Below are 12,040 nucleotides of genomic sequence, written 5' to 3' on the forward strand. Positions count from 1 at the left end.
ATTCCCTTAGTTGGCCTAGGCCAACTAAGGGAATGGGTTGATACAAAGTTTAAACCCTAGACACAGTTTAATGAACTATCCCTACCTCATCTTCCTGTGTTGATTTGTCCAGTTGTCTCTTAAAATCTTCAAAGGTCATATTTTAATCTTTTTGCACTTGCGTTCTTGGCTGTAACAAATGGACTAGTCTCTGAGCCGATTGCCATGGTTTCAAAAACAATTCCCTAAAGATATCAGACTTCCTGAAAACGAAACGGTCTTTTTTCGGGTCGTAGGTATTTTCTTGGTTTTTCCTTTCCCTCTGCATCCGACACCGGTCATCGGACACCCCTACTTCCTACTTCCAAACCTCCTACGCTTCGACTCCGCTCAGCGTGACACTTCCCACCCCCAAACTTCCCCGCTTTTATTTCTCTCCAAAACCTCAAAATCATTACTTTTGCAGCCTATAGATACAGAGCCGAATGTTTGATAATTTAAGTTTAAAGCTTGACCGGGCTTTCAAAACCCTGAAGGGAACCGGGAAAATCACTGAAATCAACGTAGCATCCACCGTAAAGGAGATCAGAAGAGCCCTGATCGATGCCGACGTCAACTATAAAGTAGCCAAGGAAGTCACCGACAAGATCAAAGAAGAGGCCATGGGCCGTGACGTTTTGATCTCTGTTTCTCCGGGACAACTCCTAGTCAAAATCACCCAAGAGGAACTGACCAAGCTCATGGGCGGTTCCAAAGTCGATATCAAGCTCAGCGGAGAACCTTCGGTAATCCTGATCTCAGGTTTGCAGGGTTCGGGTAAGACTACATTCACCGGTAAACTTGGAAGCTTGCTCAAGAGACAAGGCCGTCAGGTACTGCTTGTGGCCTGCGATATCTACCGACCGGCGGCGATTGACCAACTGAAAGTATTGGGCGAGCAGATTGGTGTGGAGGTATATGCCGAGCCTGAAAATAAGAATGCCCTGAGCATCGCAACCAACGCGATTGCCTATGCCAAGAAGACCGGTAAAAAGACGGTAGTCGTCGATACTGCGGGTCGTTTGGCAGTGGATGATCAGATGATGAAAGAGATTGAGGAGCTAAAAAGAGCCTTGAATCCTTCAGAAACCTTGTTTGTGGTCGACTCCATGACCGGTCAGGATGCGGTGAATACTGCCAAGACTTTTGACGAAAGACTGAACTTTGACGGAGTCGTCCTGACCAAACTTGACGGGGATACCCGTGGTGGTGCGGCGATTTCGATCCGCCACGTTGTGAACAAGCCCATCAAATTTATTTCCACAGGGGAGAAGATGGAGAATCTGGATGTGTTCCATCCGGATCGTATGGCACAGCGAATCCTTGGCATGGGTGACGTGATTTCCCTTGTGGAACGCGCTCAGCAGTCTTTTGACGAGGACGAGGCCAAGCGGATCAATACCAAGATTCGTCAGAACAACTTCAACTTTGACGACTTTCTTTCGCAGCTCGAGCAGGTAAAAAAGATGGGTAACATCAAAGACCTGATCGGAATGATCCCAGGCATGGGCAAAGCGATGAAAGGCATGGATATCGATGACGACAGCTTCAAGCCGATCGAAGCGATCATCCGTAGCATGACTCCAAAGGAACGTCAGCAGCCGGATATCATCGACGGGAGAAGAAGAAAGCGGATCGCAGACGGTTCGGGTCGTACGATCATCGAGGTGAATAACCTCATGAAGCAGTTTGACGATATGCGTAAGATGATGAAGCAGATGAATAAGATGGGTGGGGCCAAAGCGGCGATGAGTAGAATGATGCCTCCGGGTGGAGGAAGAAGATAAGAAAAGTAAGAGCGGAAGAAATTCCGCTTTTTTTTAGGATTTTTCACAGCGAGACGCAAAGTGGACGCAGAGACATGGAGGTTATGGCTGGGCGAGTTTCGAATGTTTGCGCGATCGAAGTCGTTTAGTTTGACACCCTTCGGGGTCGGGATGTTAACTGGTATTTTTTGTTCGATCCTCAGTTTTCACCTCACGGGTGCAACCCGTGGATTTGAAGATGTCAGATTCATACAACGACCACAAAGTGGTCCAACTCATTCTCTAATCTCAAATTCCAATTTCTTGAAATCTGATGCTTCAGCTACTTTGGAATGATTTAGGAGATCGATTTCAAAAAGTCGGTTCAGATTATTTCCAGCCAAGTCTTCCAGTCGACTTTCGATTTCGACGACATACTTGCCTTTTTTCCATGGGATTTCGGGAGTAAACTGGATACCTTTTTCTTCAAAACCAATCTCCCATTTTCCTGTGATCTTTTGATTTTCTTTGTCTTTTATCCGGAAAACTTCCTGAAGCAGGCTGAAGTCTAAGGCCTCGGAAAAGTCGAGGTTCGCCGATTCAGAAGTACCAGCTTTTGGAATATCTAAAATCCAGGTAAGTGGATTCGGTGAGGTACTATCTCGTGTCGTTACCACGAAGTCTTTGACATAGACTTGGTCTAGTTTTCCTCCCAGTTTGCCTTTCCATCGCTCAGAAATAACCACACGATAGGATTGACCGGTTTCCAGCGGAGCGCCCATTTCCCGATTGGGAATCAAGTCCCGCTTGATCCGACCGGGATCTAACCAGAGGGTCAGCATCGTCTGATTTTCATTCCAAAGTTCAGGTTGGAGATCGAGAAATACACCTTGCAGCGTGTCGTCATCGCTGTTCAAAAGTGTAACATAGGAGGCGGATTCGCCTTCTCGCATCGGGCGGGAGAACTTGATAAATAGCTTCAGCTGGTTTTCCGGAAGGGTATCCTGAGTCGGATAAATTTCAGTCACAGCCAGGTTTGCCTCATCATCGGGTAGCTCCGGAATGGCGATAGTTTCGATGACCGAACCTGCATACAGAACGGCATAGCTTTGCCCTCTGGTAAAAGGAATAAGCGGCGTAAAAAGAACACCCGTGTCAATCTCTTGGAGTTCTCCCAAGATCGGAACGCTATTTCCCTCCTGAACCAGACGGACAGTCAATTGGGCGAAATCCGGTTTTCCCAACAAGTCAGCCGGGATGACTAAACCTACCGCCCGCTCATTTTCCCATGTAATAGAAATCTCATTTCCCGACTTTTTTCCGCAGGAAACCACTAGAAAAAGACTAAAAAAAATCAGGCTATGCAGTGCGCACAACCTGATTTGAAACCGGCTACAATTCATTACTTCAGCAAATTCCCGGATTCTTCAGTAGACCATAGATCGAGAGAGCCATTGGATTTGCGCTGCAAGATGACCATCGTGTCGTCGTTCATCTTGTCCAGTTGCAAGACATTGGTCATTGGAATAGAGACAAAGTCAACGCCTTCGGTTGCATAGTTTGCTGTGACTGGCTCGGTCAGCGAACCTTGGAATTTTTCAATATCCGCGAAATCCACCCGGAACACAGGTCGGTTGGAATTGGCCATCACCAGGAAGGATTTGCCGTCTTTCTCCATGCTCACGAGATCCAGCGGTTGGTTGCCGCTTCCCATTTCGGCGATGGTTCTGCCCTTGACGTGAGTTCCGGCTTTCAATTCATCCATGGGGAAAAGCACCAAGGGGGTACAGGTGTAGCTGGCGATCAGGTAGTTCTTTCCATTTACCTCGGCTGTGGTAAAAGTCTTGATCGGAGAAGTTGTCTCATATCTGCCATGGGCTGCATGGAAAATCTCCAAGGAGGCATAATCCTGCGCATTGGTAAATGGAAAGGGGATGCTCCTGAACGTGGAGCTGAACTCCTGGTTGGAAAGGCCGCTGACCATCAACTTGCCGTCGGCATAACCCAAATCAGAGATCGAAGAAACCCGCAGCGGTCTTCCTCGACCATCTTTTGCATCTTCCGCCGGGGAGTTGTTCAGCGCTACCGCATCAAATTCTACGTCCTTTAAGGAAACAGGAACAAAGCTTTCTCCTTCGATGCTCAACAAAACGGGAGTGCCATCTCCGGACTGAACCGCCAGATATACTCTCTTGGAAATTGGGTTCACTGCGATATCCAATATGGAGAGATTATCTTCAGTCGTTCCCAGCGTCGCGGCTAACTTTTTGTCAATCCCGGCAATGTTGATCGACTGCAACTCCGAGCTACTCGCATCCTTGGTGTTCACCGCAAAGACCGAGGCACTCTTGGAGTCTCCGATAAACAGGATTCCGTCCGGGCCGAAGGCTAGTGAGGTGATCGATTTGATCTCGGGCGTGCCGACCTTTAAGTTGTAGGGTAACTCCTTGCCTGGAAAGGTGAATGCGGCTATGACCGCGAAGAGCGCACATACTCCAAAAATTACTGCTGACTTTTTCATGGTATGTTGGGTTTATGATTTATCTGTTTGTGAATAAGGAATTTATGGAAAATTGGACTTCGATCAAAGTAGAATTACTTCAGTGGAGCCAAGGCAACCGAGGAAATTTGAGCTGCGGATGCTTTTTTCTCCAGACACAATCCATCAGAAAAATTGTGGGATTGGAAAGGAAGATTAACTTGGGATTCAATTTTTTCTCAAAAAGACCATGTTCAAGAAATCTTTATTCTCTTTATGCGCTTTGCTTTTGTTGACGCAGGAGCTACATGCGCAAAAAATGCTTTTCCCCGAAATGCCGGGAATGGTATCTTATACCTACAGAAAAAGCTTTGCAAAAGACCTTCCGGCTACGCTCGATACGCTGCAGCAGATGGGGATCACGGACATGGAGTTTTCCAACCTTTTTGGACATACAGCGGCAGACATCAAGAAGGAACTCGATCAGCGAGAAATGTACTGCTCGTCATTTGGAGTGGGGTACAAAGACCTAATGGAACAGACCGCTACGGTCGCGGAAAATGCCAAAACCTTGGGAGCGAAATATGTGAGAGTAGCTTGGGTGCCGCATACCGGAGCGTTCACCGAAGAGGCAGCTCGGCAAACCATTGCTGATTTCAACGCAGTTGGCAAAATCCTCAAAGAGGAACATGGGCTGACTTTCGCCTATCACAATCACGGCTACGAATTTGAGCCCTACGGCAAGGGAACCTTGTTTGACCTGATTATGGAGGAGACAGACCCAGCGTACGTGAGCTTCGAAATGGATATCCTTTGGACGTTTTTTCCGGGAGCAGATCCGGCGGCTTTGCTGAAGAAATACGGCAATCGCTTCAAACTGATGCACATGAAAGACCTGAGAAAGGGAGTCGTTGGTAATATGTCAGGTGGAACACCGGTTGAAAATGACGTGGCACTTGGGACCGGACAGTTGGATCTGCCAGCCATCCTCAAAGCCGCCAAGAAAGCTGGCGTGGAGCATTTTTACCTGGAGGATGAAAGCGAAACTTACTACCAGCAGGTGCCGAAGAGCATAGCATATCTGCACAGTTTGAAGAAGTGAGCTTCGAAGGTCAGTGTTCAGGCATACCTTGCTCCGGAAAAAGAAGCGTCTGATTGTAAACGAAGAGCAGTAAAAAAGCCAAATCGATTTTTTACCTTTCTTACGTGAGATTCCTGTTCGTTTTCATAGGCTTGGTTTTATTTCTTTCCGAGAAAAGTTCGGCTCAAAAAGTGGTGCTGAACCTTATCCCCGGCGAAAAGCCAGCCCTTAAGACGAACTACCGTTATTCGGAGGTCATGGATCACCGAATACACAAATCCGATATCGGAGAGGTTTTCGAGCGGGCTGGGCACAGGATTCCAGTGGAGATCAAGGGAGATTTGGAAGATGCGGCGATGGAGTTTTTTCTCCAGGGCGTCAATTTCGGAGATTCCGCAGAGAAGGAAATTCAGGTCAGGATTTTTGAGTTGGAATTGAAGGAAAAACTCAACCCACAAAGTGAGCTTTACGAAGGGGAGATTGTACTGGGACTCGGCTTTTTCGTCATTGGCAGCTTCGATCCAGTGCACCTCTTGGATTATTCGGGCTCTATCCAATACCAGCGCTCGGGTTTCCGCATGGACAAGGTGGAGGAGGTTGTCAACCGGCTATTTCAAAATTCCCTTGTTTATTTTGACAACTGGATCAAAAACCAAAACCTGAGCAATCGGGCGCTGGCCAAGACCTTTCGTCTGGATATCATCGAACAAAAGCAAGAGTCCACGGATGATAAGGTGTATTATGAGCCCGAGCGGCCCTTGGTGTGGGATGATTTCAAAGCCAGGCCTCGACCCACCAGCCGCAACAATGCGACGATTTTTACCAGCTTCTCGTTGGAAGGAGTTTCTTTGATGGATTCGGGTGCCGTGGTGCAGACCTTGGAGATCAATGTATACATGCTTCCGATGCAGTCTTGGGTTAAGACTCCGAGTGACTATGGGCTAAATCATGAGCAGCGGCACTTTGATGTGGTGAGGATTGTGGCGGATCGATTGATCTATCGATTGGAAAATACGGAGCTTAATCTTGACTTTTATCAAGCACAGATCAATGAAGCATATCTAGATTCCTATCGCGAGATGAACCGGTTACAGGAGCTCTATGAAACCGGGACGAATCATGGACTGGATCAGGCCGGCCAAACGATGTGGAATGGCTGGATCGACGAAGCTTTGGATGGAAGTTGGGAGAGGATCGAGGAGCTTTTGAGGAGATAGTGGAAGTGGCATAAGTGCATAGCAGATGTTACTTTTTTGACGTCCATTTCAATAAAATTCCATCGGTGTTTGGTTAACAAGGCGAAAATTTAAATGAGAGAGCCCTTAGACCATTGCTGATCGAGGGGCTTCATATTTCTCTCTTTTACCTCTTCATTTAGCTGATTCTCTCGCCTGACGTTTTGCATGCGCAAATCAAGAATTTCAAAAAGAAGGGGAATTTAATTGCAATTAACTTGTTCGGGTCGAGCTAGTGCCTATCCCTTTTAAACGGGGTAATAGGTCACGATCTGTTGATCTGATTGCCCATCGGCTTACAGGAAACTAGGTCTTTTGGAAAGTTGCCCGCGCCCGCCTTGACTAGATTGATGCGGCGTCCGTTCTTTTTAAGCAGTTTTGCCGCGATTGACTTGGTCTTTACTATTGATCTCCAAAATTCCGGAATCCTGTACTTCTTCCTTCAAAGTAACTCCACCTTTGATTCCAAAATCTAGAGTACGTATCGGGAACGGAATCATGATATCATTTGCATCGAATGCTTTCTTAAGCGCCTTAATTGCATAATTTTTGGCACCAACATACGCTTTGTTTTCTTTGGTGTAATCCAACCAGATATTGGCTGTGAAGTTGATGGAACTGTCTCCGAATTCTACCCAGTGGATCGTGATCTCCTCTCCGCTAATTCTCCCTGGAGTCTGTTCCAGAGCGTCAAATACAATTTGTTCGACTTTTTCCAAATCATCTCCATAGCTCACACCACATTCGACTCTCAATCTGCGCTGACCTGTTTCTGTGAGGTTGGTGAAATCCTCTTCGAACAGGAAGCGGTTAGGGACATACACAATCGGACCGTCAAATGTCTTTACTTTCGTGACTCTGAGGCTTATATCAACCACATTTCCCATTATTCCGTTTTTCGCCTGTATTACATCACCGATGGAAAACGGCTGGTTAAACGTGATATATATACCGGACATAAAATTGGCTGCGGTGTCCTGGAACGCAAATCCCAAGGCCAAACCGATAATACCCAATCCTGCCAGTATGGAAGCCACTGTTCCCGAAAGGTTAAGAATTGAGAGAGCGATCATCACACTGAACACTAACACGACGATGAAAAAGATCCTACCGAGGAAACCCGTAATCGTCTTATCTACGTGATATTTTGTCATCTGCTTCTTTGCGAAATTGCTGATAATTCGCGCCGCAAAGAATCCTATAATGACGATCAAAAATGCCAAGGCAATATTGGGAAGCATTCTTACAATGGCTACTGCCCATCCTTTAAGTTTATCAAATAGTTCATTAATTAGTTCTCCTGTATTCATATGTTTTGTGGGATTGATTAAAAATGCCGGTTGAAACTCCGGAGTTTACAGACATCAGTTGATTTGGTGATTTTCAGCCAAATCTGTCTTGATTGGATTAGAAAAAATCCAACAACCATGCCACCGGCAATCCAAATGCCCGGGTGTTTCGCCATTGGGTGGGGAATTCGGACTCGCAGAAATTCTGGTAATCCAGGGTTTTTCAAGGATTTGAAGTATTTTAACGAAGACGTTTCCGATGGCTGACGTTGAATGCCTTTTGACTTGGGCTGTGTAACTCGAAATTGAAATGATTGAAACTGATTCTACGCAAACGATGATTCGATTCACTTGCCTGATGGCTATGATTTTTTTGGGAGCTCAGCAGCTTGTGCTGGCGCAGCGCCCCATCCACTACGACGAAAGCAAGGTGCCGGATCTGATCTTGCCGGATGTGTTGGTTGGTTACGATGGAAGCTTGATCAAAACGCCCGGCGATTGGGAATACCAAAGGAGGCCGGAGCTGGTTGCCAAGTTTGCGGATCAGGTTTACGGTCAAGTTCCCAAGGATTTTGATCAGATAGCCTTTGAGGTGAAAGCTCAGCCCAATCATCCCCATTCGAAGTATTCCAACCTTAAGGAGGTGGCGATTTATATTTCCCGAAAGGGAAAAACACAAATCATGCAGGTGAAGCTTTACCTACCGAAGGATGCCAACAAGCCAGTTCCGGTGTTTGTTTTGATCAGTCATCGAAATGTGGAAACGGTGACGGGAGACATAGAGAATCGATTTTTCCCCGTGGAGCAAATCGTAAGCCGGGGCTATGCAGCGGCGATCTTTGATGTGGAGTTTGTGTCTCCGGATGATCCTGATCGCTATACCGTGGGAATCTTGGACGAGCTCTATCCAGAGCAAAAGACTATGCCCAATGGAATGAAAGGCTTGTCTGCCTGGGCTTGGGGAGCGGTGCGAGTGATGGATTATTTGGAAAAAGATCCCGAAGTAGATGCTTCTCGCGCCGCAGTCATCGGTCATAGCCGCGGGGGCAAGGCAGCCCTATGGACTGGAGCAAATGACACCCGCTGGGCGATCACCATTTCTAACGAATCGGGTTGCGGAGGCGCGGCCCTGTCCAAGCGCATGATCGGAGAAACGGTCAACCGGATCAATACGGGCTTTCCGTATTGGTTCAGCGATAATTTTAAGGCCTACAACGACAAGGAAGACGAACTTCCCCTCGATCAGCATCAGTTGATAGCGAGTATTGCGCCTCGGGCGGTATATGTGGGAAGCTCAAAAGATGATACTTGGGCAGATCCAAAGGGTGAGTTTTTGTCGCTGAAAATCGGATCTCAGGTTTATTCGGAGATCTATGGGCTGGATTTAGATTTTCCGGAGGATTATAAACTCGAAGTGCAGACCATCCACCAAAAAAACGTCGGCTATCACCTGCGAGAAGGCAAACACGATCTGACCGCTTACGATTGGGGAAAGGTTCTGGATTTTGCCGATATGCAGTATGGGTTGAAGTAAAGTGATTTGCCGACTTCCAGCAGGAACGTTGGATTTTTATTCCGGTTTTTTGTAGGTGAATGAGATGGGGTTTGATGCAGGGTTGATTCCCATTTTGGAAAAGCCATTACCGTCTTTTTTGAGCTGGTCTCAGCTATTTTTAGACTGATTTAGTTGGAAGAAAGGTAACGTCTGATAGCGTGGTTTATTGGTAAATGTCTTATTTTCAGAAACTCTATTTTTAAAACGAAAAACTATGGCAACATACAAGGTTACAGCCAATTCACTTCGACTGAGGAGCACTCCAAATTCTGAGACCCACCGAAACATAATTGCGGTGCTTTCCAACGGTCAACTTGTTGAGAAAATTGCGGACTCTGTTCCGGATTGGTGGGAAGTAAGGATTCTACAATCCGGTGCGGCGGCTGCTACGGGTTTTGTTGCACATCGTTTTTTGCAGGCAGTACAATCCGCTGCAGTTCCAAGTCCACCATTGGTTTCTAATGCGTTCCTTGCGAGCCTGGTAAAGCCGGTTCATATGACGGAAAACAGGACAAGCGTCGTCCGCAATGTCATCACGGGTCGAGCCTATCCGCTCGGAGAACCCAATCGGCCGTTCCGTGACCGAAGTACAGTGCCTGCGGCTTCTGCATCCATTCATAACATTGTCAATTGGATCAATGTAGAGCAAAGCGACCGATATGCTCCCAACTCCACGAGTACTTATTGCAATATTTACGCTCACGATTATTGCTACCTCAACGGCGCTTATTTGCCTCGCGTTTGGTGGTCAAGCAGAGCGCTGATCGATCTGAGCAATAGGATCCAAGTGCCTGTACAATATGGCCAAACTGTCAATGAACTGAACGCCAATAGTCTGCTACGCTGGTTTTTGGAATGGGGGGATGATTTTGGTTGGAAGCGAGTCTTTGACCTCAATGAACTCCAAACCGAAGCCAATAGAGGAAAGGTCTGCATCATATCCGCCAGAAATGCAAATGAGAATAGGTCAGGCCATATTTGTGCCGTGGTTCCTGAAAACAATTTGCAGAAAGCTACCCGGAACGCTGACGGTAGTGTTAAAATTCCGCTCCAATCCCAAGCCGGACGCGTAAACAAGAAATATTTCAACAATAGCTTGTGGTGGCTCACCCCTACCTTTGCGGACTTCGGATATTTTGTGCATGAGTGAGTTGGGAAAATGTAGAACCTGTCTCGGCGACTCCCTTGAGCTTCTGCTGGAATGATTAGTCTACGCGTTGCAGAGATGGAATCGCTCCTTTCAAATAACGGAATTAAATTCAGCAGCTGCCGGTACTTTAATCCTCAAGCCGTGTGAGAGGTGATTTACAAACTCAGCTAGTCGAGACGAAGGATATTGAGATTTTCTGTCAAGTTGGGTAAACGGTAGATCTCGCCATAGCAACCCAGAAGTCGTGAAAGCTGTAAAGCGCCAGTAAATTCTTCGCATTGTCTATAACTATCTTTTGCTTGTGCAAGATTGTTTTGGCATAGACTATATACCAGCAACCGAAATTGGTAATCAGGAAAGTCTTTGAAATAGATGGCCTGCTCAAAAAAAGCCTCGGCTTTTTGCCAGCTCCTTTGGGAAAGAAGTACGTCGAAACCGTTCAGAACATCAGTTAAAATAGCTTTGTATTCTGCACTGAGATTAAAGTGAATTGGATAAAAGACGTTTTCCAGACTCTTGAAGTCTTAAATGTCCTTTGCCAAGATGATAGTGTTTTCTTTTGTGAAGAAATCTGTGGTTCCTCCTTCTTCTACCAATACCGGTACGAGGCATATTCTTCCACGGTTTACCAGAGCAATGGCCTGTTGATACTCGTCATAAATCCAGCTTGTCTTACCGCTGCGCGCCGTGATATAGTCGGCCGTCAAAAGGTAATATTGACAATTGGTCACATTGGCGATGAATTCTGGCACCTCTGAATAGGTGTCGGCATCTTCAGATAACTCATTCCGATCAAAGAAAACATGATAGCCGAGCGCGGTTAGGTAGTCGTATAGCTTTTGAACATAGTCTCTAGAGCCGACGCCGTTCCATTTGTAAGAAAGAAATATACCGGGTGGGCAGCCAATCCAATACGGGTTAAACAATTTTTTGAGACTTGCATTTGCCAATAAGGCAATCTTTACCGAAAGACTATCATACTGCTGAATCATTTCCGAAATGTATCCGCGATTCAATTCATTGCCTTCAAGTTTTTTCCGGATTTCGTCGAAGTTGGCCAAATGAAAATTGAACGTTTCTAATCAAATAAGTTAACTTATTTCTCATCTCGATTTAACTCTAAAACTTAAAATCAATGGTGTGACGCCAAGGCGATTTTGCTTGGCGCGATCTATTGAGCCTCTAGATTATACAGAGTATTTGATAGGGCAAATCGAAAATAATTGAGGTCCCATGGGTGTAATCTAAAACAGTTTCAGGGCCCAAAATTTCCGATTGGCGCCCCGTTGATTGCAGCAGTCAATTTAAATAGCCAGAGACTCAGGGCTGAGAATTAAGCATTTTATATTGATAACAAGGCGTTTTGTGAACTCACCGAGTCCATAACCTATTCCATACCTAGCCCAGAGGAGATTTGGAGATGCGGACGATATGAGGTTGAGGCAATCTGAAACGCTGTCCGAAAGGAAAAAAAGCAAGATTTTATCG

Annotated in this window: 9 protein-coding genes; 5 read left to right on the forward strand and 4 right to left on the reverse strand. The window is 46.3% G+C overall.

Translation table 11 applies throughout. The annotated features are described in order from the left end of the window. Positions 1–464 precede the first annotated feature (464 nt). Positions 465–1,805 carry a signal recognition particle protein gene (gene ffh / locus ABD031_RS06735; RefSeq protein ID WP_343849668.1) on the forward strand — a complete coding sequence of 447 codons (1,341 nt, stop codon included), beginning with the start codon at positions 465–467 and terminating at the stop codon, positions 1,803–1,805. Between the two features lie 254 nt (positions 1,806–2,059). Here ffh and ABD031_RS06740 read toward each other — a convergent pair whose 3' ends face one another. Together ABD031_RS06740 and ABD031_RS06745 are read right to left on the reverse strand one after the other, a co-directional pair. Continuing rightward, a complete protein-coding gene (locus tag ABD031_RS06740) occupies positions 2,060–3,097 on the reverse strand; it encodes an Ig-like domain-containing domain (RefSeq protein WP_343849669.1) in 1,038 nt (345 codons plus the stop codon). Positions 3,098–3,165: 68 nt separating this feature from the next. Continuing rightward, entirely contained in the window at positions 3,166–4,284 is a 1,119-nt protein-coding gene (locus ABD031_RS06745; protein WP_343849671.1) for a hypothetical protein, read from the reverse strand. A 208-nt stretch (positions 4,285–4,492) separates the two neighbouring features. Here ABD031_RS06745 and ABD031_RS06750 point away from each other — a divergent pair, with 208 nt between their 5' ends. Both ABD031_RS06750 and ABD031_RS06755 read left to right on the forward strand, forming a co-directional pair. Then, the gene (locus ABD031_RS06750) at positions 4,493–5,344 is read left to right on the forward strand and encodes a sugar phosphate isomerase/epimerase family protein (protein ID WP_425542716.1); all 852 of its coding nucleotides are present in this window, start codon (positions 4,493–4,495) and stop codon (positions 5,342–5,344) included. Between the two features lie 104 nt (positions 5,345–5,448). Further along, positions 5,449–6,540, forward strand: a complete 1,092-nt coding sequence (locus tag ABD031_RS06755) for a hypothetical protein (RefSeq protein WP_343849673.1) — start codon at positions 5,449–5,451, stop codon at positions 6,538–6,540. Between the two features lie 386 nt (positions 6,541–6,926). Here ABD031_RS06755 and ABD031_RS06760 read toward each other — a convergent pair whose 3' ends face one another. Then, on the reverse strand, positions 6,927–7,868 hold the full coding sequence (locus ABD031_RS06760; protein ID WP_343849674.1) for a mechanosensitive ion channel family protein: 942 nt from the start codon (positions 7,866–7,868) through the stop codon (positions 6,927–6,929). Positions 7,869–8,157: 289 nt separating this feature from the next. On the opposite strand from ABD031_RS06760, the gene ABD031_RS06765 reads away from it, so the two are divergent. Both ABD031_RS06765 and ABD031_RS06770 read left to right on the forward strand, forming a co-directional pair. Continuing rightward, a complete protein-coding gene (locus ABD031_RS06765; protein WP_343849676.1) occupies positions 8,158–9,381 on the forward strand; it encodes an alpha/beta hydrolase family protein in 1,224 nt (407 codons plus the stop codon). A 235-nt stretch (positions 9,382–9,616) separates the two neighbouring features. Further along, on the forward strand, positions 9,617–10,552 hold the full coding sequence (locus ABD031_RS06770; RefSeq protein ID WP_343849677.1) for an SH3 domain-containing protein: 936 nt from the start codon (positions 9,617–9,619) through the stop codon (positions 10,550–10,552). A 524-nt stretch (positions 10,553–11,076) separates the two neighbouring features. Here the strand turns inward: ABD031_RS06770 and ABD031_RS06775 are convergent. Next, positions 11,077–11,613 (reverse strand): toll/interleukin-1 receptor domain-containing protein, encoded by a 537-nt coding sequence (locus ABD031_RS06775; protein ID WP_343849679.1) that lies wholly within the window; start codon positions 11,611–11,613, stop codon positions 11,077–11,079. Positions 11,614–12,040 lie beyond the last annotated feature (427 nt).

This window comes from Algoriphagus jejuensis, assembly GCF_039523455.1.
GTDB lineage: Bacteria > Bacteroidota > Bacteroidia > Cytophagales > Cyclobacteriaceae > Algoriphagus > Algoriphagus jejuensis.

Coding starts and splice junctions, on each gene's coding strand:
- ffh (WP_343849668.1), top strand. CDS start 465: ATGTTTGATAATTTAAGTTTAAAGCTTGACCGGGCTTTCAAAACCCTG.
- ABD031_RS06745 (WP_343849671.1), bottom strand. CDS start 4,284: ATGAAAAAGTCAGCAGTAATTTTTGGAGTATGTGCGCTCTTCGCGGTC.
- ABD031_RS06750 (WP_425542716.1), top strand. CDS start 4,493: ATGTTCAAGAAATCTTTATTCTCTTTATGCGCTTTGCTTTTGTTGACG.
- ABD031_RS06760 (WP_343849674.1), bottom strand. CDS start 7,868: ATGAATACAGGAGAACTAATTAATGAACTATTTGATAAACTTAAAGGA.
- ABD031_RS06765 (WP_343849676.1), top strand. CDS start 8,158: ATGATTGAAACTGATTCTACGCAAACGATGATTCGATTCACTTGCCTG.
- ABD031_RS06770 (WP_343849677.1), top strand. CDS start 9,617: ATGGCAACATACAAGGTTACAGCCAATTCACTTCGACTGAGGAGCACT.